The sequence below is a fragment of the Variovorax ureilyticus genome (assembly GCF_037889935.1).
Classification (GTDB): domain Bacteria; phylum Pseudomonadota; class Gammaproteobacteria; order Burkholderiales; family Burkholderiaceae_C; genus Variovorax; species Variovorax ureilyticus.
This window is the reverse complement of the sequence record NZ_JBBKZU010000009.1, coordinates 127,181-148,571: the sequence shown is the minus strand read 5'-3', so window position 1 is coordinate 148,571 and position 21,391 is coordinate 127,181. Positions and strand designations below refer to the sequence as shown.

The window sequence follows — 21,391 nt, the reverse complement described above, 5'->3', positions numbered from 1 at the left end:
GCCGCCGCATGAGTCACTGCGGCAGTTCTCGACACTTTTTCCCACTTAACTGCACTTTTTTGCACTGTAGCAGGAAACGTCTACTGCGCAACGGGAGGTTGCCGGAATTTTTTGTAATGGAATCAACGACTTAGCGCTGTTTTTGCAACCACTGAAAAGCGAATTCCGTTGCAAATTAAGCACTTAGCTCACGCAATGAATGTGTTGCGTGAAGCGCTCGTTACACAGGCGGGAATCAGAGAATGAAACGAGAGAGATCTTCGTCGTGACTTAATGCCGAAAGCCGCCCATCCACGTAGGCGGCATCGATGCGCACCGACTGGCCGCCCAGGCGGGTAGCGTCGAAGCTGACCTCGTCGAGCAGGCGTTCCATGACGGTCGACAGGCGCCGCGCGCCGATGTTCTCGGTGCGCTCGTTCACCTCGAAGGCGATGCTCGCGAGCCGGGTGATGCCGTCGGGCGTGAATTCGAGGGTCACGCCTTCCGTCGCCAGCAGCGCCTGGTACTGCTTCACGAGGGAAGCCTGCGTCTGCGTCAGGATGCTTTCGAAATCCGACACCGAGAGCGACTGCAGCTCGACCCGGATCGGGAAGCGCCCCTGCAACTCGGGGATCAGGTCACTCGGCTTGCTCAGGTGGAAAGCGCCGCTCGCGATGAAGAGGATGTGGTCGGTTCGCACCACGCCGTACTTGGTGCTCACGGCCGTGCCTTCGACCAGCGGCAGCAGGTCGCGCTGCACGCCCTGGCGGGAGACATCCGCGCCCTGCCCCTCGGCGCGCGAGGCGACCTTGTCGATTTCGTCGATGAAGACGATGCCGTTCTGCTCGGCGTTCTGGATGGCCTGGCTGCGGATCTCGTCCTCGTTGACCAGCTTGGCCGCTTCCTCTTCGATCAGCAGGCGCATCGCCTCGGAGATCTTGAGCTTGCGCGTTTTGCGCTTGCCCCCACCGAGCTGGCCGAACATGCCGCGAAGCTGCTCGGTCATCTCTTCCATGCCGGCCGGGCCCATGATCTCGAGCGGCATCTTGGTGTCGGCCAGTTCGATCTCGATTTCCTTGTCGTCCAGCTCGTGCTGGCGCAGCTTCTTGCGAAAGGCCTGCCGGGTGGCGTTGCCGGTGTCGGAAGTGCTGCCGCCGTCCGGCAGGCGAGCGGGCGGCAGGAGCACGTCGAGGATGCGTTCTTCGGCCCCATCCTCCGCGCGCATGCGGACCTTGGCGCTCTCGGCCTCGCGCGTCTGCTTGACCGCGATTTCGGCGAGATCGCGAACGATCGAGTCGACGTCCTTGCCGACGTAGCCCACCTCGGTGAACTTGGTCGCCTCGACCTTGATGAAGGGCGCATCGGCCAGCCGCGCGAGGCGCCGTGCGATCTCGGTCTTGCCGACGCCCGTCGGGCCGATCATGAGGATGTTCTTGGGCGTGATCTCGGCGCGCAGCTTCTCCTCGACCTGCTGCCGGCGCCAGCGGTTGCGCAGCGCGATCGCCACGGCGCGCTTGGCCTCGGGCTGGCCGACGATGTGGTTGTCGAGTTCGGAAACGATTTCCTGTGGCGTCATTGACATGGGAGGTCTCACAGGCTTTCGATGGTGTGGTGCATGTTGGTGTAGATGCAGAGCTCGCCGGCAATCTCGAGCGACTTGCGCACGATCTGCTCGGCGGTGAGCTCCGTGCTGTCGAGGAGCGCCTTGGCTGCGGCCTGCGCATACGCGCCACCCGAGCCGATCGCAACGATTCCGTTCTCGGGCTCCAGCACGTCGCCGTTGCCGGTGATGATCAGCGAGGTAGTCGCATCGGCCACCGCCAGCATGGCCTCGAGACGGCGCAGCACACGGTCGGTGCGCCAGTCCTTGGTGAGCTCGATCGCGGCGCGGGCCAGATGCCCCTGGTGCTTCTCGAGCTTGGCCTCGAAGCGTTCGAACAGGGTGAATGCGTCGGCGGTCGCGCCGGCGAATCCGGCGAGCACCTTGCCGTGATAGAGCCTGCGAACCTTGCGCGCACTGCCCTTGATGACGATGTTGCCGAGGGTGACTTGGCCGTCACCGCCGATGGCCACCTGGTCGCCGCCAGCGGTCTTGCGACGGACGCTGACGATCGTGGTTCCGTGAAATTGTTCCATGCGACATTATCTTTGGTCGCCCCCCGCCCCGCCGTACTGGGGGTGCGCACCCACCTCCGGCGCGGGGCGATCAGGGCGGGCCCGGGCGGGCCGTGCCGGGCTCAGCCCCGCGTCTTGACGCTCGCGTGGTCCGCGATGCCGACGACGGTGAAAAACGCCGCGATGAGGCGATGCGCATCGGTGAACTGGACGCTCTGCCCACGTGCGTGGCGCGCGGTCACCCAGTTGAGCAACGTGCCCGCCGCGGTGAAGTCCATCCGGACCAGGGCCGCGCAGGAGATGATCGGCGCCGTGGTATCGCCGAGTTCGCCGTCGAGCCGCTGCCAGGTGGAAACGCACTCGCCGGCGAGGTCGCCGCTCAACGCCACGCCGGCCGCCGACGGGGCCGGGCTCGACACGCCATCCGGCCCGAGCGCGAAGCCGCTGTGCGCCGGCGTTGCGGCTTTCGGGAGGAGCAGCGGGGCGTAGTCGCCCTTGGGATCTTCCCAGGGCGGCGGTGACACCTCGTACGTGATGCAGTAGTTGAGCGCGAGCAGTTCGAACTCGTCCGCCCGATGCATCACGCGCAGGGCGGCCATGTGGAGCTGCCACCAGACCGCATCGACGCTGCGCTCGTTGGCCGGCGTCGCTTCCGCCAGGACCAGAAGAAGCTGGTCCGCGCCCGCAAAGCGCAGTTGGACCGTCGAATCCGCCCAGTGATTGAACAGCGCGCGCAGCGGCCCGGCCGCGTCGGCCTCGATGGTGTCGAGGGCGTTCCAGTCGAGCTTCCATGAGGGGCCGGCCGCACCGAGCGCGCGCGTGAGGCCGATCAGCGCCTCCCGCGTCAGGCGCGGCGGGCTCGACCAATCCGCACCGGCCGGTTTCGGCACGTCGGGTGACGGCTGCACCGGCAAGGCCGCGCGCACGGAATTCGCGAGCGCGCGGAACGAGATCCACTCGGGCGGCGTGCGCTTCATGCGCTGCGCGTAGCGGGTGCTCGTCGCGACGAACTTTTCGGCGTCGCCCGTGGCGCGATAGAAGTCGAGCAGCGTGCGCCACGTGTCGTCGTGGTCCCCCGTGGGACTGTCGGGCGCCAGCACCTGCAGAAGGACCGCCTCGGCGCCGACGTCGTCGCCATGGGCGAAGCGGATGGAGGCCTCCTCGATGCTGCCGTCGTGCGTGGGCACATCGGCAGGCGCCTGTGCGGCAGCGCCGCCCTGCGGCACGCCCGGCACCGTGTCGGCGTAGGCGCGCGAGTGCTGCACGGCCATCGGCTCGGCGGTCGCCTCGCCTTCGGGCTTGTCCTCGGAGCGGCCGTTGCGTGCCTTCCACCACTGCTGCGACATCTGCTCTTCGATCTCGTCGATCTTCTTGAGCGTGAGCGCCCTGCCCTCGGACTTGCCGGAGGTGCTGCTGACGTTGAAGGAAGACGGCGTGGCAGCGGCATCGCGGCCGCCCGCGGCCTCGCGCTGCCGCAGCTTGCGGAGCATGTCGAACTCGCGGCGGCGAACGAAGTCGTTCCGCTGCCGCCGCTCGATCATCTCCTTGAGCATTTCACGGCTGTAGCCGTTCTCGAGCGACGCCGAATCATCGGCGTCGAGCTCCGACCAGTCCTTCAGCGGATTGCGAACGAACTTCGCGACCTTGGAAAGCAGGCGGCCGGTTTCTTCCTTGCCCATGCGCTTCGTCTCCGTCCGGCTCCCGCGGGATCAGTCTCCGAACATCTTCTGCTTGAGTTCGCGACGCTGCTGCGCCTCGAGGGACAGCGTGGCGGTCGGACGAGCCAGAAGGCGACCGACGCCGATCGGCTCGCCGGTCTCGTCGCAGTAGCCGTAGTCGCCCGCATCGATGCGCTGGATCGACTGCTCGATCTTCTTGAGGAGCTTGCGCTCGCGGTCGCGGGTGCGCAGTTCGAGCGCGTGCTCTTCCTCGATCGTTGCGCGATCGGCCGGATCGGGCACGACCACGGTGTCTTCACGCAAATGCTCGGTCGTCTCGCCGGCGTTCTCGAGGATGCCGCGCTTGAGTTCCAGCAGCTTCAGGCGGAAGAACGCCATCTGCTTGTCGTTCATGTACTCCGAATCCGGCATCGCGATGACTTCGGCATCGGTCAGTTCCTCGGCGGACTTGGCCTTCCAGTTGTTCGCGAGCTTGGGGTCCTTCTTGATCGCGACCGGCGGCGGTGGCACGAGCGGATTGGACGTGGTCTGCACGAAGCTGGATTTCGCTGCGGTCGACGCGACCGCCTGCGGCATGGAGGGCACGGTCACCTGCGACAGCCGGGACGACGGGCGCGCGCTGCGGGCGGGCACGGACGAGGCGGTTCCAGCAGGAGTCACCGTGGCGGTGGAGGATTCGGAGGCAGCCGTTTTTTTCATGGGAGTCGGTGGTGCAGGTGGCACGGCGTGGAAACCGGCCGGTTTGGAGGACGAGGCGCCGGCAGTCGCCGCCTTGACCTTGCTTGTGGCGGAGGCCGTGGATGCGGCGGCGGGCTGGGCGGGCTTGGCAACTGAAACCTTCTTCGCCGCGGGCACAGCCTGCTGGGCAACCGCCGTCTTCTTGACGGCAGGCTTCGACGCTGGCTTGGCGTTGGCGACAGGCTTCTTCACAGTGACTGGCTCCTTCGACGAACTCGAAACGCACATTCAATGGATGTCTCCCCCGTGAATTCCACGGGTGCTCGCCGACGGCGAACCCAAGGGTTATACCCCTGAAAACGACCCAAAAACGCACGCAGTCTTATGCCGGAAGTCACACCTCGCCCCAAAAGAAGGGCGGGGTGGCTCCCGTAACAGGCGCGCGATTGTATAGAGAAGTGGAATCGCCCGGTGGGACAGCCCCACGCTCCCCACTGCGCGCCGTCCCGCCCCCCACGGCGGCCTCAAACCGGCTTGGGGCGGCCCGGCGCCGGTCTCAGACCAGACACTGGTCCAGGCCCTGCTCCAGGATTTCGCGCGGCAGGTCGATGCCGATGAAGACCATTCGGCTGTTGCGCTTTTCGTCGGGGCCCCACGCGGGACCCAGGTCGCTGCCCATGAGCTGGTGCACGCCCTGGAAGATCACCTTGCGCTCGGTGCCCTGCATGTGCAGCACGCCCTTGTAGCGCAGCATCTTCGGTCCGTAGATGTTGACCACCGCGCCGAGGAAATCCTCGAGCCGCGCCGGATCGAACGGCCGGTCCGCGCGGTAGACGAAGCTCTTGACGTCGTCGTCATGGTGATGGTGGTGGCCGTGACCGTCGTGATCGTGCGAGGGGTGGTCGCAATGCTCGCCATGCGCGTGGTCATGGTCATGCTCGTCCTCTTCCTTGAGGAAGTCCGGGTCGATATCCAGCTTGGCGTTGAGGTTGAAGCCCCGCAAGTCGAACACATCCTTGAGCGGCACTTCGCCGAAATGCACCTTCTGCTGCGGCGCGCGCGGGTTCATGTGCTTGAGGCGATGGATCAGCGCATCGGTTTCGTCCGAGGCGACGAGGTCGGTCTTGCTGATGAAGATCTGGTCGGCAAAGCCCACCTGGCGGCGCGCTTCTTGGCGGTCGTTGAGCTGCTGGGGCGCGTGCTTGGCGTCCACCAGGGTCAGGATCGAGTCGAGCAGGTAGCTCTCGGCGATCTCGTCGTCCATGAAGAAAGTCTGCGCGACGGGGCCCGGGTCGGCCAGGCCGGTGGTCTCGATGACGACGCGGTCGAAGTCGAGCAGCCCCTTGCGCTTCTTGGCGGCCAGCAACTGGAGCGCCTCCCGCAGGTCTTCGCGGATCGTGCAACAGATGCAACCGTTGCTCATCTGGACGATCTGCTCCTTGGATTCGGTCACCAGGATGTCGTTGTCGATGTTTTCCTCGCCGAACTCGTTCTCGATGACGGCGATCTTCTGCCCGTGCGCCTCGGTCAGGATGCGCTTGAGCAGCGTGGTCTTGCCGGAGCCGAGAAAGCCGGTGAGGATGGTCGCAGGGATGAGGGCCATAAGTATGAAATCTCCCCCAGCCTCGCCCACTTCGTGTGGCTCTGCACCCCCTCTCCGGGGGCGCACCCGGCGGCCCGGCGAAGCCGGTTCCGCGGGTGCCCTGGCTTGGTCGGGCCAGTTTCAGATGTTGTGGTGAAGCGGGTGGTTGTGAAAAGCCGAAAGTTTAGCGATGGCCTGGCGGGCGCGCTGCGGCCAGGGTCAAAACTCATCCGGCCCCCACGCCCAGCACTGGCGTGTCCTCGCTGCCCCCGAGGGGGCCTTCGCAGCTTGGGGCGGCCCGGCGCCGCTCATTTGCGCACCACGACCAAGCCTTTCAGGTACTCGCCTTCCGGAAACTCGATGGTCATCGGGTGGTCGGGGGCGGCGCCGAGGCGCTCGGTGATGTAGCCGTCCACGCCGGCATCGATGCCGGCCGAGGCCACGATCTTGTGGAACAGGTCCGCGCCGATGCCGCCGGAGCACGAGAAGGTCAGCAGATGGCCGCCCGGCGCGAGCAGCTTGAAGGCCTGCCGGTTGAGGTCCTTGTAGGCCCGCGCGGCCCGTTCGGCATGCGCGACGGTCGGCGCGAACTTCGGCGGATCGAGCACGATGGCATCGAAGCTCCGGCCCTCCTCGACGAAGCGGCGCAGCGACGCGTTGACATCGGCGTCGAGGAACTCTGCCTGGGCTTCCTCGAACCCGTTGAGCGCCAGATGGGCGCGCGCACGCTCCAGCGCGGGCAGCGACGAATCGATCGAGATGAGCTCGGCTCCGGAGACCGCGCCTGCCGATTTCAGCCCCGCCAGCGCGGCGACCGTGAATCCGCCCGTGTAGCAGAAGCAGTTGAGCACGCGCCGGAACCGGCGTCGCGCGGCCAGTTCGGCGAAGCGCTTGCGGCTGTCGCGCTGGTCCAGGTAGAAGCCGGTCTTGTGGCCCGTCGCGACGTCGAGGCCGAGGCGCCATTCATGCTCGCGGATCGTCAGCTCGGTCTCGCCATGGCCGCGCAGCCAGCCGGTGACCGGGGGCAGTCCTTCGCGCTCGCGCCCGCTGGCGTCGGAACGCTCGTAGAGCTTCTGCAGGCCGGTGGCAGCCAGCAGCGCATCCGCCAGCGCGCCCTTCCAGCGCTCGACGCCGGCCGAGAGGAACTGCGCGACCAGCGTGTCGCCGTAGCGGTCGACGATCAGCCCCGGCAGTCCGTCGGCCTCGCCATGGATCAGCCGCACGCCGTCGCTCTGCAGGTCGAACAGTTCCCGGGCTGCGACCGCACTGGCCACCCGGGCCGCGAAGAAGGCGGCATCGATGCGCTGCTTCTCGTCGAAGCTCCAGGCCCGCGCCCGGATCTTGGAATTCGGGCTGAATGCCGCCCAGGCCAGGAACTGGCCGTCGCCAGATTCGATGCGCACGGTCTCGCCCGCATCGGCGCCGCCCTTGGCGATGGCGGATTCGAAGATCCACGGATGGCGCCGCTGCAGCGAGCGCTCCTTGCCGGGCCGGAGACGGAGGACTTTCATGATTTGCTGCTCTTGATCTTTCTTTCGCCCGCGGGCGGCTCTTGCTCGTCCCGGGCACGCGCCCGCGGATGGGCAGCGTCGTAGGCCCGCGCGAGATGCTGGAAATCCAGCCGCGTGTAGACCTGCGTGGTGGAAATGTTCGCGTGGCCCAGGAGCTCCTGCACCGCGCGCAGGTCGCTGCTCGATTGCAGCACATGGCTGGCGAAGGAGTGGCGCAGCATGTGCGGATGGACCGGCACCGCGAGTCCGGCTTTCAGGCTGCGCTGCCGCAACTGCTTCCACACCGACTGGGCCGAGAAGCGCAGGCCGTTGCGGCCGATGAAGAGCGCCGCCGCACTGTCAGGGTCGCGCAGCCGCGCCGCCGGGGCAGCCGGACAGTCGTCCCGTACCGCGAGCCAGGCACGCAGGGCTTCCGCCGCCTTGCGACCCACGGGCACGATGCGCCGCTTGCTGCCCTTGCCGAGCACATTGGCTTCGGCCGCTTCGAGGTCGACCCAGCCGCGCGCCACGGGGCTGGGACGCGCGTCCAGCCCGGTCAATTCGCCCACGCGCAGGCCGCAGCCGTAGAGCAGCTCGACGATGGCGCGGTCGCGCGCTTCGGTCCATGGGTCGGCCTCCGCGTCGTGGAGATCCGCAAGCTGCACGGCGTCGTCGACCGCGAGTGCCTTGGGCAATGGCCGGTCCGCCTTCGGCGCATGAACGTCCTGCACCGGGTTCGACCCCACCAGCCCTTCATGGCCGAGCCAGCGATAGAAGCTGCGCCAGCACGACAGCACCAGCGCGATGCCGCGCGACTCGCGCCCGGCACTGTGGAGCTGGGCCATCCAGCGGCGCATATGGGCGGTCTGGACCTCGTCGAGCGCCACCCCGGCCGCCTCGGCCTTCTCGGCGAGCGTCTTCAGGTGGATGCTGTAAAGCTCCACCGTGCGCGCAGCGAGGCGGCGCTCGACGCGAACATATTCAAGATAGCGCTCAATCAACGGAGGCAACGACCATTCCTTCCAGAAACACCGCGGAACCGGCTCCGCCGGGCCGCCGGTGCTGCCCCCCGGCAGGGGTCGACCACACGAAGTGGGCAAGCCTGGGGGCGAGCTAATAGTTCACGGCATTCTTCACGATCGCGAAGGGCTCGCGCAATGCACCCTTGAACACCATGCCCCAGCGCTTCCAGCAGGACGTGGGCGCGGCGGCGTACTGGACGTCGAACGTCCGGTCGAAGCCGGCCCCCCGGACCAGCCGCTCGGCACGCCAAAGGTGGTAGGGCTCGGAAACGACGATCACGCTGCGCACCCCGGCCGCCTGCATCAGCGGGCCGGACATCAGGAGGTTTTCGAGCGTGGATTGCGAGCGCGGCTCCAGGAGCAGCGGACCGGCATAGCCGGAGGCACGGGCATGCAGTTCCATCACCTCGGCCTCGATGCGGCCATCCTCGCTGTCCACGCCGCCGCTGAAGACCAGTCTCTGCACGAGCCCCGCCTTGGCGAGCGCAATGCCGGCATCGACGCGGCCGGTCAGGCAGGGATTGGGCTTGCCGTCGCGATAGGCCCGGTTGCCGAGCACCAGTGCCACGTCCGCCGCGCGCTGCGGCGGATGCGCGAGCACTTCGCGCGCATGGCGCCACACCGTGAAGGAGATCGAGAGATAGCCGAGCAGGAAGACCAGCAGCGCGCCCCACAGGCCGCGCCGGAGCGCAGGACTCAAGACCGCAGCCGCGACAGCGCGCTCGAGGCGAGCTCGGCGATGCGCTCCAGGAAGTCGGTGCCCATCTCGGCGTTGTAGCGCTGAGCATCGGGCGACGCGAGCACGAGCAGGCCGAACGCCGGCGATTCGGCCGAATCGCGCAGCGGGATCAGCGCTATCGATACCGCGGCTTGCGGTTCGGCCAGCCAGCCCGCCGCCTCGAAACCGGAATTCAGCCCGCAGTAAGGGGCCGTGAGCGAAGTGACGAGCGTCTTCACGTCGTCGCTCACCGATTGGGTGTAGGGCTCGCCCTGGTAGGCACTGTCGCAGTCCCAGACCTTGATGGCCGCCTGCGGCACCAGGAAGAGGTCCTGCAACTGCGCGGCGATCTCGGTCGGCAGCCGGCGCGGATCGCGCGTGGTCAGCAGCGCGCGGGTCCAGCGCTGGAGCCGGTCGGCCGTCACGCCGTTCTCGGTCCCGTGGCGCACCATGTCCATGATGCGGTGCTCCAGCGCCTTGATCTTCTCGCGCAGCATCTCGGCCTGCCGCTCCTGCAGGCTGACCGCGCGGTTGCCGTGCGGGCTGGTGAGCTGCACCTGCCCGAGCAACTGCGCGTGGCGCTCGAAGAAATCGGGGGTGTTGGACAGGTAGTTGGCGATGTCGTCTTCGGTGATCGGATTCATGACGTCTTGGTTGAAATTCTTCATGGCAGGTCCGGGACTTCGATGTCGCCTTCGAACACGGTAACCGCGGGGCCGGTCATCAGCACCGGCGCGCCGTCCCCGGCCCACTCGATGGTGAGAAGGCCGCCGCGCGTTTCCACATCCACGCGCGATTCGAGCAGGCCGAGCCGGATGCCGGCGACCACCGCCGCGCAGGCGCCGGTGCCGCATGCCAGGGTCTCGCCGGCACCGCGCTCGAAGACGCGCAGCCGCACGTGCGAACGATCGACCACCTGCATGAAGCCGGCGTTGACCCGCTGCGGAAAGCGCGGATGGTGCTCGATCAGCGGGCCCTGCTTCGCCACCGGCGCGGTGTCGACGTCGTCGACGAGCTGCACAGCATGCGGATTGCCCATCGACAGCACCGCGACCGAGACGATCGCGCTGTCGGCATGCGTGCCGAGCGCCAGGTGCCACTTGTGCCAGCCGTTCTCGTGCAGCGGCGTGAGCCCCGCCGTGTCGAACGGAACGCGTGCGGGTTCGAAGATCGGCGCGCCCATGTCCACGGTCACGCGGCCGTCGGCGCCCATGCGCGGCTCGATGACGCCGGAGAGCGTCTGCACGCGCACCGTGCGCTTGGGCGTGAGGCCGTGCTCGTGCACGAAGCGCATGAAGCAGCGCGCGCCGTTGCCGCACTGCTCGACCTCGCCGCCGTCGGCGTTGTGGATCACGTACTGGAAGTCGACGCCTTCGCCGGGCGAGGGCCGCACCGACAGGATCTGGTCGGCGCCGACGCCGAAATGGCGGTCGGCCAGGAAGCGGTATTGCGCAGGCCCGAGGCCGAGCGGCCCGCGGGTTTCGTCCAGCACGACGAAGTCGTTGCCGGCGCCCTGCATCTTGGTGAAGCGGATTCGCATCGGGGAATTATCTGCTGCCGCCCGCGACTGGGGCCTGCTGACACTATTTTCATAGTGCCCGCAAGGCAGTAAAAGGCCGCAATCTAGGCGCGTGCCGCAGTCCATGCTAATGCATGGACAAGGCGCGCAACGACGAGTGCGGCCTTTTACTGCCTTGCCCGAAGGGTTGCCCCGCAAAGGCGGCGTCTGCGGCGTTGCAAATCCTCGCCGGGCAGGCAGCCCGGCTGCGGTTTGCGCCTTGCAGCCACCACCTTTGTGGGGCAACGGGCACTATGAAAATAGTGTCAGCAGGCCCTAAGCGCCGCGCGCCGCCCGGAGGCGGTCGATCGCGCGGTCGAGGAACACCAGCCGGTCCTGTCCCCAGAAGCGTTCGCCGTCGAGGATGAAGATCGGCGAGCCGAACACCCCCTTGTCCACCGCCTCGGCGGTGTAGGCGCGATAGACCGCCTGCGTCTCGGCCTTCTGCTCCATCGCCTGCAGCGCCGCGCCGTCGTAGCCGTTCTCGTCGGCGACCGCGATGCGCACCGCCGCGTCGGAGGTGTCGCGCTCTTCCGCCCAGAGGGCGCGAAGCAGCGCATGGGACAGCGGCTGCGCGTCGAGCCCCTGCAGCTGGGCGGCGATCACCATCCAGCCGGGATACTTGTTCCAGTCGCGATCGCTCGGCGCTCCCTTGGGATAGTGAGCGGGCTCGAGCACGAGCGGCATGCCGAGGTAGTCGCGCCAGCGCTCCAGTTCGAGCGCGTGATACGTCCGGCGCGCCTCGGGCCGGGTCTTCAGCGGAATCCCGCCGGTTTGAGGCACCACCGCCTGGAAGTCGTAGGGCTTGAGCGTGAGCTTCACATGGTGGCGCCGCACGATGTCCTGGAGTTGCGGGCCGCCGAGGTAGGCCCAGGGAGAAGACAGGCTGTAGTAGCAGTCGAGCGCGATCATGATCTGGATTATCTTTGCGCGATGGCTTCCCAAGACCCCGTGCCCACGCCCGCTGAACCGGCGCTTCCTGCGGTTCCTCTGCAATTCGTCGCGAGCCCGCGCCACACGGAGGCGCTCGACCGCCTGACCGCGCAGGCGCGTGCCGACCTCGAACGCATCAATGTGCCGCCGCCCGCCTGGGTGCTGCCGGCCGAATCGTCCACTCCCGAGTCGCCGGTGCTCGACGTGCTGGTGGCCGGCGCCGGCATGTGCGGCCAGACGGCCGCCTTCGCGCTGCGCCGCGAAGGAGTCACCGATGTCCGGGTGATCGACCGTGCCGCGCGCGGCGAGGAAGGCCCGTGGGGCACCTATGCGCGCATGCTCACGTTGCGCAGCCCCAAGCACATCGGCGGCCCCGAACTCGGCGTGCCATCGCTGAGCTTTCGCGCGTGGTACGAGGCGCAGCACGGTGAGGGTGCGGTGCTGTCCGGACTGGGCGCGCCCGGCTGGCAGGCGCTGCACAAGATCGGCCGCGTGGACTGGCGCGACTACCTGCTGTGGGTGCGCGACACGGTCGGGCTGCCGGTCGAGAACGGCGTGGCGCTGAATTCGGTCTCGCATTCGGACGACGGCCAGTTGCTGCACATCACGCTCGAACACGCGGACGGCCGCCGGGAGACGGTGCGTGCACGCCAATTGGTGCTCGCGCTGGGCCGGGACGGAAGCGGCGCGCCGCGATGGCCGGACTTTCCGTCGCTGCGCCGGGACGATCCGCTGGCGGCCGCGCGCGTGTTCCATTCCGCCGATCCGATCGACTTCCAGGGCTGGGAAGGCTGCCGCATCGGCGTGCTCGGCGCCGGCGCCTCGGCCTTCGACAACGCGGCCTGCGCACTCGAGGCGGGCGCCGCCAACGTCACCCTGTTCGCGCGCCGCGCGCACCTGCCGCAGGTCAACAAGAGCAAGGCCGCGTCGAACCACGGCTTCCTGCGCGGCTTCGAAGGCCTCGACGACGCGCGCAAATGGCGCGTCTACACCTACATCTTCGACGAGCAGGTTCCGCCGCCGTGGGAAACCGTCCGCCGCTGCGACGCGCACGATGCCTTCGAGCTGCGGCTGGGAACGCCGTGGGTCGATGTCGCGCCCGACGAGGACGGCGTGACCGTCACGCTGCCCAACGGCGGCATGGAGCGCTTCGACGCGGTGATCTTCGGCACCGGCTTCGACGTGGATCTGCTCGACCGGCCCGAGATCGCGGCCTACACGGCACAGATCGACACGTGGGCCCACCACGTCTCCGCGACCGAGGCCGAGCGACACCCGGAGCCTGCCCGCTTCCCGTATCTGGGCGCAGGGTTCGAGATGCGAAGTGCCGACGCAGCGCACCCTCAAGCGGCGGCGCTCGCGCGCATGCGGCTCTTCAACTGGGGCGCGACGATGAGCCACGGCGCCCTGGCGGGGGACATTCCGGGTCTCGCCATCGGCGCCGCGCGGCTCGCGCAAGGCATCGCGCGGGACCTGTTCGTCGAAGACGCGGACCGCCACTGGGACCGCCTGCAGGCGCACGACGAGCCGGAACTCATCGCCACCCGCTGGTACGTGCCGCCGGCCTCCGACGCGTGAGCCGCGAGGCTCAGGCGGCCGTCGCCTGCCGCGCCTCGATCAGCTTGACGAGCGCGAAGAGCGTGCGGTTGACGGGGGTCGGCACGCCGAGCGACTCGCCCTTGCGCATCACGTAGCCGTTGAGATGGTCGATCTCGCTGCGCTTGCCGCGCGCGAGGTCCTGGGCGGTGGACGAATACTGCGTCGGCATCGTCTGCACGAGACCGGCAACCACCTGCCACGCGTCGCCGGGCAGCCTGACGCCACCGGCCTGCGCGACCGCGACGCACTCCTGCACCACGTCACGCATCACGCCTTCCACGCTTTCGCCGGGCACCACGCGGCCGTAGGGAAGCTGCGTGATCGCCGACAGCGCGTTGTAGGCGCAGTTCAGGATGAGCTTCATCCACAGCGCGCCGATCACGTTGTCGGACACCTGCGTCGGGATGCCGGCCTCTGCGAAGGTCTTCGCGATGCCTTCGCTCGCGGCGGTCGTCGCGATGACCAGTTCGCCGCGCCCGTGGTGCTTGAGATGACCCGGGCCGGCCATCTCCGTGGCCACATACACCACGGTCGGCACCACGACCTGCGACAGACGCGCTTGCAGGCGCTCGGCGTTGTCGACGCCGTTCTGCAGCGTGAGCACCAGCGCCTGCGGCTTCAGGTGAGGCTTCATCTCGTCCGCGGCGATTTCGGTGTCGGTCGACTTGACGCAGAAGAGGATCAGATCCGCGCCCCGCACCGCGTTCACCTCGGTGCTCGCTTCGAGCCGCACGTGTTGCCTGAAGGTGCGGGTGTCGAGCAGCAGGCCGTCTCGCCGGATCGCCTCCACATGCTGCGGCCTGCCGATCAGCGTCACCGCATGCCCGGCGCGCGCGAGCATGCCGCCGTAGTAACAGCCGACAGCGCCGGCGCCCATCACTGCAATGTTCATGTGATTTCCTCGATCGATCGGTGAATCTTCTCACCGTGCATGCCGCGCGTGAGATTTGCATCGGATCGGCGCCTCGTTACATCGAATCATTCAAGGCGCTGCTTATATTGCGGACGGTTTTTTTTCAGGGAGTCACAAACCACATGAACAGCAATCTCAAAGTCTGGTCCGCCGAATTCCTCGGCACCTTCTGGCTGACCTTCGGCGGCTGCGGCAGCGCGGTGCTCGCGGCGGCCTTTCCCCAACTCGGCATCGGCCTGCTCGGCGTCTCGCTCGCCTTCGGCCTCACGGTCGTCACCGGCGCCTATGCGTTCGGACCGATCTCGGGCGGGCACTTCAATCCCGCTGTCTCGCTCGGCCTGGTCGCGGCGGGCCGCATGCCGATCGGGCGGCTGCCCGGCTACGTGGTCTCGCAGGTGGCGGGCGCCTGCGTCGCCGCCGCGATCCTCTATCTCATCGCCAGCGGGAAGCCCGGAGCCGAGCTCGGTGGCTTCGCGGCCAACGGCTTCGGCGAGCACTCGCCCGGCGGCTACGGCATCACCGCCGCGCTGATCACCGAAGTGGTGACGACGGCCGTGTTCCTGATCGTGATCCTCGGCGCGACGGCGAGCCGCGCGACCGGCGGCATGGCGGGCCTCGCGATCGGCCTGTGCCTCACGCTCATCCACCTGGTGTCGATCCCGGTGACGAACACCTCGGTCAATCCGGCACGAAGCACCGGCCCGGCCCTGTTCGCTCCGCACTGGGCGATGGACCAACTCTGGCTCTTCTGGGCCGCCCCGCTGGCAGGCGCGGTGATCGGTGCGCTGATCTACCGTGCGCTGTTGTCCGATAGCCAGTCCCAGTCGCACGCCACGCCGAATCAGGCGTAGCCCGCCTTCTTTTCTTCAGCCCACGAACCTGCTGCTCCTGGCGGAGCACGCAGGTTTTTTCATGCGCGACGGCCAGCGGCCCACGCTTCGAGCACCGCCACGGCTTCGCGATCCATCTTCTGCTCGGACGGCATGGCGCGCGCTTCGAGCGGCGCTCCGGCTTCCGCGCGCAGCGCGTCCACGTCGATCGGATGCCGCGCCGCCACCGGCACGCCCTCGAAGGCCTCGCCCGACTGCGCGAGCGACGCTGCGTAGTAGAGCTTGCGGATGCCCGCGATGCGCATTGCGGCCACGCACAATGCGCACGGCTCGCACGAGGTGTAGAGTTCGCATCCGCCGAGGTTCACGGTCTTCAGGTTGCGGCATGCATCACGGATGGCTTCGACCTCGCCATGCGACGTCGGATCGAAGTGCGCGACGGAATGGTTGAAGCCCTCGCCCACCACCGCGCCGTCGCGGACGATCACCGCGCCGAAGGGCTCCGTGCCCGTCGTCTCCAGCGCCTGTGCCGACAGCGCAATCGCGCGCTGCATGAACTTCTCTTCGTACATCGTTCTTTCCTTCCATGAACCAGGATTGAGGAGACATCTTGAAGGCCGGTCGCCCGGTCGGGGCGTTGTTGCGAAAAGGCCCTCGGCAAGCGTTAATCCGACGCACCGCAACAACAGTCGAACTGCATGAAAGCAGCCCAGATCAGCCTCGTCGTCTTCGTCACCATCCTGCTCTATGCATTCTGGCGCATCCTTTTGCGGCAAAGCGACGAACCCAGTCCGGCCGCATCGATCGCGCAGCAGGGCCGCATGGCGAGCCGGCCGGAACACGCCGCCGACATCCGCCAGCTGCTCGGCCAGATGTCGGACTCGCTGCGCGTGCGGCTCCAGGCCGCCGGCATGGCGCTCGAGATGATGCTTCCCGCCGACCCGCTCCCGGTACTGCTCGATCGCTCGGGCATGCAGGAGGTCTTTGCGCACATCGTCGATCTCGCATGCCGCGCCATGCAGGCCGGCAGCACCTTGCGCGTGCTCGGCCGCGTCGAGGGCACGCACGCGGTGGTCAACTTCATGGATGCCGCGCCCGGCGCCGGCGAACCGCGCCTCGCGCGCTGCTTCGATGCGGCAGGCACGGCCACCGCAGCAGGGCGCGGCGACGGCGACACGGCGGCGAGCGTCGCGCTGTGCACGCAGATCGTTTCCGAGCATCGGGGCCGCATCTACGCTGCGCCCTCGCCCCTGGGCAGCCTGGGCATCACCTTGCGGCTTCCGCTGCAGGACGCGATCGGGAGCGTGTATTGAGCTCCGTCTTTTCTCCCACATCGCCGCGCAGACTCGCCGCCTCTCGCTTCGCGCTCCCCGGAGCCACGAACATGGTCCTGTCTTCACTCCGCGCCCCCGGCCTGGGCCATGCCCTCGGTGCGATCTGCGCGATCGGTGTGTTGGGACTGTTCGCAGCCACGGGCACCACCTGCGGCAACGCAATGGCACCGACCAATCCTTCGACGCTGGCGCCGATCATGGCCACCAGCCCCGCGCACGCCCCGCTCACCGCGACCGACAGGAAGTGCGCCGCCAAATGAAGTTGCAGGGCTGCGCGTGCGCCGTTGCGCGTCGCCTCATCGCAGCCTGAGCACCCACCAGTCGCCAGCCATGGATGCCGCACAATGCGGCGCCCCCGCATCCGCCGCCATGCCCCGCCTCACCCTCTTCCGGAAAATCCTTCTCGCGCTGGTGCTGTTGCTCGCGGCATTGCTTGCGATCTTCACCACCTTCTCGTGGCTCGGCCTCCAGCGCGGCCTCGGCGCCTACGTGGCCGAGATCGAGATCCGCCGCATGGACTGGTTCGCCGAACTGCTCCGCAAGCACCATGCCGCGCACGGCAACTGGGACGACCTGCGCAGCAACGAGGCCGCATGGCTGCGCCTGCCGATGACGGCCTTCGGCGCGGTCGAGCACAACTCCGCCATCGGCGGCCCGCCCGGCGAGCCGCCGCGGCGCGTCCCGCCATGGCCGCCGCACGACTTCCGCCCGCCGTCGTGGGAGATCGGCCCCTCCGGCGGCGAGTTTCACTCGCGCCCGCCGGGGCCGCCCGAACTGCTGCCGCCGCGGCAGTCATTTCCCCCGCCGCCCGGCCTGCTGGGCGCTCTGCTGCGCAATCCGGACTCCGTCTACCGACGACTCGGGTTGCTCGACGCGAACGGCACGTGGGTGGTCGGCGCCAAGGTCGATCCATCGACCGCCGCGCGCCTGCCGCTGCGCGACGGCGACCGCGTGATCGGCACGCTGGTGCTCGCGCCGCTGGAGGGGCTGGAGACCGATGCGGACCGCGCCTTCGTCGCGCGCCAGTCCGGCTTCGTGATCTGGACGGGCGTGGCAGGTCTCGCGCTCGCGCTGCTGCTCGCGTGGCTGCTCGCGCGACGCTGGTTCGCGCCGATCGACGCGCTCACGCAGGGCGCGCAACGCATTGCGCAGGGCCGGCTGGACACGCGCGTGCCGGTGCACGGAAGCGACGAACTCGCGCTGCTGGGCCGCACCTTCAACGACATGGCCGAGCGCCTCGACAGCATCGAGGCGTCGCGCCGCGAATGGCTGGCCGACGTCGCGCACGAACTGCGCACGCCGCTCGCCGCGATGCGCGCCGAGATCGAGGCGCTGCAGGACGGCATCCGCACCTTCGACGCGAAGACCGCCCTGCGGCTGCACCGGCAGGTCATGCGGCTCGGGCAATTGGTGGACGATCTGCGCAGCAGCATGCGCGAGCAGAGCGAGAGTTCATCTCTTTTCGTCACGGTGTATCCGCTGGCGATCCTCAGGGAGTCGCTCGCGCTCACGCGCGAACGCTTCGCCCAGCGCATGATCTCGCTCGATGCCACCGCGCTGGACGCCCTCGCCGGCAGGCACCCGCCCGCGGCCCGCGGCGACGCGCGCCGGCTGCACCAGGCCTTCATGAATCTGCTGGAGAACACGCTCTCCTACACCGACGTCGGGGGTCGCATGCGCATCGATGCGCATATCGAGACCAGCGAAGGCAGGGACCGCCTGGTGCTTCGCTTCGACGACAGCCCGCCCGGCGTTCCACCCGAGGAAATGCCGCGCCTCTTCGAACGGCTCTTCCGCGGCGAGGCGTCGCGCAGCCGCGCGCTCGGCGGCTCCGGGCTCGGGCTCGCCATCTGCCGCATCACCTTCGAGGCGCACGGCGGATCGATAGACGCCGCGCCATCGCCGCTCGGCGGATTGCGCCTCACCGTCACCCTGCCGCTGGAGAATGCCGCATGACGACGCGCATCCTCGTGGTCGAAGACGAAGACGACATCGCTTCGGTGCTGGTGGACTACCTGCGTCACGCGGGCTACGAGCCGGAGCGCGTCGCCGATGGCGAGAGCGCGCTCCAGCGCATGCTGGCCGACCCGCCTGCGCTCACGCTGCTCGACGTGATGCTGCCGCGCCTGGACGGCATGTCGGTGCTGCGCGAGATCCGCAAGCACAACGCGCGGCCGGTCATCATGCTGACCGCACGGATCGAGGAGGTCGACCGGCTCGTCGGGCTCGAGCTCGGCGCGGACGACTACGTCTGCAAGCCCTTCTCTCCGCGCGAAGTCGTCGCGCGGGTGCGCGCCGTGCTTCGCCGCAGCGCCGCGCAGGACGAACCGGCCGCGCCGGCCGATCGCCGGCTGGAGCTGGACGACTCGCTGTGGCGCGCGTCGCTCGACGGCGTGCAGCTCACGCTCACGCGACTCGAATTCCGGCTGCTGCAGGCGCTTTCGCGGCAGCCCGGGCGGATCTTCTCGCGCTCGCAACTGTTGGACCTCGCCTATGACGACGCCGCCGAGGTGACCGAGCGCGCCGTCGACAGCCACGTCAAGAACCTCCGGCGCAAGATGGCCGCGACCGGCTCGGAGCACGACTGGATCCGATCGGTCTATGGCGTCGGCTTCGCGTTCGAGCCGCCGGAGGACTGAACCGCCACTGGCGTGCTCCCACATTCCTCCGAAGTTGCGGGCGAGCATCGAAGCCGCAATGGAAGGAAGGAATACCCCCGTGACTCGTACCTGTGGATGGAGCCTGCTCGGCCTTGCTGCCGCGCTGCAGGGCTGCGTGATGCCGCCGCCTCCGCCACCCCCGCCACCCCCGCCGCCCCATCATCACGAACTACGCCCGCCGCCGCCGGAAGTCATGCGCGCCTGCGAAGGTCAGCAGGAAGGCGCGGTCGTCCAGCTCAGCGGGCGCCACGGCGAGCCGTTCAAGGGCACCTGCCAGCGCGCGCCGGACGGGCGGCTGGTCTTCATGCCCCCACCACCGCCGCAGCGCTGAGCACGACGCGCCGGCTCAAACCCAGCCGGCGCGCCTGAACCGGAAATACAGGTAGCCGCAGAGCGAGGCGATGAGCCCCAGCGCGACGAGATAGCCGTAGCGCCATTCCAGCTCCGGCATGTTCTTGAAGTTCATGCCCCAGATGCCCGCGAACGAGGTGCACACCGCGAAGATCGCGGCCCAGGCGGCGAGGCGCTTGGTGACTTCGTTGTCCTCGATGGTCACCATCGAGAGATTCACGCTGATCGCGGTGCCGATGGTGTCGCGGATCGTGTCGGTCGACGCATTGATGCGCCCGAGGTGGTCGACCACGTCGCGGAAGTAGGCCTGCGACCCCATGCAGATCTGCGGCACCCGGCCGCCGTAAAGCTTGCCCGCGCCCTCCAGCAGCGGCGCCACCGCATGCTTGAGCAGGGTGAGCCGCTGCTTCAGTTCGTAGAGCCGCTGCACGTTCTCGCGCGCCTCGCCCTTGGTGAAGATGCGCTCCTCGATCGTCTCCAGTTCGACCTCGAAGGCATCGATGACTGGGAAGTAGCGGTCCACCACCGCGTCCATCAGCGCATAGAGAACGAAGCCCGGGCCGTTCCTCAGCAGCTCCGGCTCGCGCTCGCAGCGCGCGCGGACTTCGGTGAAGCCGTGCTCGCTGCGGTTGCGCACCGACACCACGTAGTTCTGGCCGACGAAGACGTCGACCTCGCCGATGCCGAGTGTCGGCTGCCCATCACCCCCGGGCTCCAGCAGGTGCATGACCACGAAGAGCGAATCGCCGTATTCCTCCACCTTCGGCCGCTGGTGGCCGTGCTGCGCGTCCTCGACCGCCAGCGGGTGCAGCGCGAATTCCTGCCGTACCTCTTCCAGCTCTTCGGGCGTCGCATCGTGCAATGCCACCCAGACGAAGCAGCCCGGGAGCTGGAGGTATTCGCTGATGCTCGCGACCGGGATGTCGGCCAGCTTGTTGCCGTTTTCGTAGACCACGCAGTTGACGAGCATGCGGTTCACCCCCGGGAGACAAAGACGGCCCATCTTGCCATGGGCCGCCATGTCCAGCGGGCGATCAGAGCTGGCTCATGCCGCCGTCCACGATGATCTCGGTGCCGACGATGAAGGCCGACTCCGGCGCTGCCACATGCAGCACGGTCGATGCCAACTCTTCCGGCGTGCCGAAGCGGCCGAGCGGGACCTGCGCCTGGATCTGCGCGGCGACCGTTTCCAGCGCGCTCGCGTCGAAGCCGAGCTTGCCGTACAACGGCGTGCGGATCGGCCCGGGACTCACGACATTGACCCGCGCACCTTGCGGCAGCAGCTCGGCCGACAGCGTCTTCGCCATCGAAACGACCGCCGCCTTGCTCGCCGCATAGACCGCGCTGCCCGGCATGCCGATGTGGGCGTTGATCGAGCCGTTGATCACGATCGACGCACCCTGCGCGAGCAGCGGCGCGAGGGCCTGCACCTGGAAGAACAAGCCCTTGACGTTGATGTCGAAGGTCTCGTCCCAGAGGGCTTCGGTCACGTCGGACAGCCCCGCGAACTTCGCGATGCCGGCGTTGAGGAATGCCGCGTCGAGCTTCAGGCCGTGGCCCGAGATTGCCGCGGCGAGTTCCTTCGCAGCCCCGGGCGCCGCGGCGTCGTTGCGCACGGCGACGGCGCGCGGGCCGAGTTCGGCTTGCGCCTTGTCGAGCGCCGCGGTATCGCGGCCGGTGATGACGACGCGGGCGCCTTCCGCGATGAAGGCCCTGGCTGCGGCGAGGCCGATGCCGCTCGTGCCGCCGGTGACGAGGACTGTCTTGTCTTGAAAGCGTTCCATGATGTTCTCCATTCGAATCCATTGGGTTGCGGTGCGATCACCGTGGATGAATGGTCGGCTTCCCGGCGGTTTTTGACGTACCGCCTTCGCGATGAACATGTTCGAAAGCATCGAACGTTTTGGCACGACATGCCATCATGGCGTCGAACTCGCCGGAGGGGACCGA

At 68.1% G+C, this 21,391-nt stretch carries 22 protein-coding genes; 7 read left to right on the top strand and 15 right to left on the bottom strand.

Annotation, left to right across the window (positions count from 1 at the left end):
• Nucleotides 1-235: 235 nt before the first annotated feature.
• From hslU to WKW77_RS20875, 11 genes are all read right to left on the bottom strand, one after another.
• Nucleotides 236-1,561 (bottom strand): ATP-dependent protease ATPase subunit HslU, encoded by a 1,326-nt coding sequence (hslU, locus tag WKW77_RS20925; protein ID WP_340358805.1) that lies wholly within the window; start codon nt 1,559-1,561, stop codon nt 236-238.
• An 8-nt stretch (nt 1,562-1,569) separates the two neighbouring features.
• Entirely contained in the window at nt 1,570-2,115 is a 546-nt protein-coding gene (gene hslV, locus WKW77_RS20920; RefSeq protein WP_093164302.1) for an ATP-dependent protease subunit HslV, read from the bottom strand.
• A gap of 101 nt (nt 2,116-2,216) precedes the next feature.
• Nucleotides 2,217-3,773 carry an STAS domain-containing protein gene (locus tag WKW77_RS20915; RefSeq protein WP_340358804.1) on the bottom strand — a complete coding sequence of 519 codons (1,557 nt, stop codon included), beginning with the start codon at nt 3,771-3,773 and terminating at the stop codon, nt 2,217-2,219.
• Nucleotides 3,774-3,803: 30 nt separating this feature from the next.
• Nucleotides 3,804-4,703 carry an RNA polymerase-binding protein DksA gene (dksA, locus tag WKW77_RS20910; protein WP_422823237.1) on the bottom strand — a complete coding sequence of 300 codons (900 nt, stop codon included), beginning with the start codon at nt 4,701-4,703 and terminating at the stop codon, nt 3,804-3,806.
• Between the two features lie 304 nt (nt 4,704-5,007).
• On the bottom strand, nt 5,008-6,054 hold the full coding sequence (locus tag WKW77_RS20905; RefSeq protein WP_340358803.1) for a CobW family GTP-binding protein: 1,047 nt from the start codon (nt 6,052-6,054) through the stop codon (nt 5,008-5,010).
• Nucleotides 6,055-6,341: 287 nt separating this feature from the next.
• Entirely contained in the window at nt 6,342-7,544 is a 1,203-nt protein-coding gene (locus tag WKW77_RS20900; protein WP_340358802.1) for a class I SAM-dependent rRNA methyltransferase, read from the bottom strand.
• On the bottom strand, nt 7,541-8,533 hold the full coding sequence (locus tag WKW77_RS20895) for a tyrosine recombinase XerC (protein WP_340358801.1): 993 nt from the start codon (nt 8,531-8,533) through the stop codon (nt 7,541-7,543). Before WKW77_RS20895 ends, WKW77_RS20900 begins: the two co-directional genes overlap by 4 nt.
• Before the next feature lie 103 nt (nt 8,534-8,636).
• The gene (locus WKW77_RS20890; protein ID WP_340358800.1) at nt 8,637-9,245 is read right to left on the bottom strand and encodes a YdcF family protein; all 609 of its coding nucleotides are present in this window, start codon (nt 9,243-9,245) and stop codon (nt 8,637-8,639) included.
• The gene (locus WKW77_RS20885) at nt 9,242-9,931 is read right to left on the bottom strand and encodes a DUF484 family protein (RefSeq protein ID WP_340358799.1); all 690 of its coding nucleotides are present in this window, start codon (nt 9,929-9,931) and stop codon (nt 9,242-9,244) included. The genes WKW77_RS20890 and WKW77_RS20885 overlap by 4 nt, the downstream gene beginning before the upstream one ends.
• The gene (gene dapF / locus WKW77_RS20880) at nt 9,928-10,803 is read right to left on the bottom strand and encodes a diaminopimelate epimerase (protein ID WP_340358798.1); all 876 of its coding nucleotides are present in this window, start codon (nt 10,801-10,803) and stop codon (nt 9,928-9,930) included. The genes WKW77_RS20885 and dapF overlap by 4 nt, the downstream gene beginning before the upstream one ends.
• Before the next feature lie 294 nt (nt 10,804-11,097).
• Nucleotides 11,098-11,733, bottom strand: a complete 636-nt coding sequence (locus WKW77_RS20875) for a 2-hydroxychromene-2-carboxylate isomerase (protein WP_340358797.1) — start codon at nt 11,731-11,733, stop codon at nt 11,098-11,100.
• Nucleotides 11,734-11,754: 21 nt separating this feature from the next.
• Here WKW77_RS20875 and WKW77_RS20870 point away from each other — a divergent pair, with 21 nt between their 5' ends.
• Nucleotides 11,755-13,332: a SidA/IucD/PvdA family monooxygenase gene (locus WKW77_RS20870; protein ID WP_340358796.1), complete on the top strand. Its 1,578-nt coding sequence runs from the start codon at nt 11,755-11,757 to the stop codon at nt 13,330-13,332.
• Nucleotides 13,333-13,342: 10 nt separating this feature from the next.
• On the opposite strand, the gene WKW77_RS20865 is transcribed toward WKW77_RS20870, so the two are convergent.
• The gene (locus WKW77_RS20865) at nt 13,343-14,245 is read right to left on the bottom strand and encodes a ketopantoate reductase family protein (RefSeq protein WP_340358795.1); all 903 of its coding nucleotides are present in this window, start codon (nt 14,243-14,245) and stop codon (nt 13,343-13,345) included.
• Nucleotides 14,246-14,388: 143 nt separating this feature from the next.
• On the opposite strand from WKW77_RS20865, the gene aqpZ reads away from it, so the two are divergent.
• Nucleotides 14,389-15,117, top strand: coding sequence for an aquaporin Z (gene aqpZ, locus WKW77_RS20860; protein WP_340358794.1), 729 nt, complete (start codon nt 14,389-14,391; stop codon nt 15,115-15,117).
• 59 nt (nt 15,118-15,176) lie between these two features.
• Here aqpZ and WKW77_RS20855 read toward each other — a convergent pair whose 3' ends face one another.
• Nucleotides 15,177-15,668, bottom strand: coding sequence for a nucleoside deaminase (locus tag WKW77_RS20855; RefSeq protein ID WP_340358793.1), 492 nt, complete (start codon nt 15,666-15,668; stop codon nt 15,177-15,179).
• Nucleotides 15,669-15,794: 126 nt separating this feature from the next.
• On the opposite strand from WKW77_RS20855, the gene WKW77_RS20850 reads away from it, so the two are divergent.
• From WKW77_RS20850 to WKW77_RS20830, 5 genes are all read left to right on the top strand, one after another.
• Complete coding sequence (locus tag WKW77_RS20850; RefSeq protein ID WP_340358792.1) at nt 15,795-16,409, top strand: ATP-binding protein; 615 nt, start codon at nt 15,795-15,797, stop codon at nt 16,407-16,409.
• A gap of 71 nt (nt 16,410-16,480) precedes the next feature.
• Nucleotides 16,481-16,690, top strand: a complete 210-nt coding sequence (locus tag WKW77_RS20845; protein ID WP_340358791.1) for a hypothetical protein — start codon at nt 16,481-16,483, stop codon at nt 16,688-16,690.
• Nucleotides 16,691-16,799: 109 nt separating this feature from the next.
• The gene (locus tag WKW77_RS20840) at nt 16,800-18,386 is read left to right on the top strand and encodes an ATP-binding protein (RefSeq protein ID WP_340358790.1); all 1,587 of its coding nucleotides are present in this window, start codon (nt 16,800-16,802) and stop codon (nt 18,384-18,386) included.
• Nucleotides 18,383-19,069, top strand: a complete 687-nt coding sequence (locus WKW77_RS20835; RefSeq protein WP_340358789.1) for a response regulator — start codon at nt 18,383-18,385, stop codon at nt 19,067-19,069. The genes WKW77_RS20840 and WKW77_RS20835 overlap by 4 nt, the downstream gene beginning before the upstream one ends.
• A 79-nt stretch (nt 19,070-19,148) precedes the next feature.
• Entirely contained in the window at nt 19,149-19,421 is a 273-nt protein-coding gene (locus WKW77_RS20830; RefSeq protein ID WP_340358788.1) for a hypothetical protein, read from the top strand.
• 15 nt (nt 19,422-19,436) lie between these two features.
• On the opposite strand, the gene corA is transcribed toward WKW77_RS20830, so the two are convergent.
• Together corA and WKW77_RS20820 are read right to left on the bottom strand one after the other, a co-directional pair.
• Nucleotides 19,437-20,411 (bottom strand): magnesium/cobalt transporter CorA, encoded by a 975-nt coding sequence (gene corA, locus WKW77_RS20825; RefSeq protein WP_340358787.1) that lies wholly within the window; start codon nt 20,409-20,411, stop codon nt 19,437-19,439.
• 64 nt (nt 20,412-20,475) lie between these two features.
• Entirely contained in the window at nt 20,476-21,225 is a 750-nt protein-coding gene (locus tag WKW77_RS20820) for an SDR family oxidoreductase (RefSeq protein WP_340358786.1), read from the bottom strand.
• Nucleotides 21,226-21,391 lie beyond the last annotated feature (166 nt).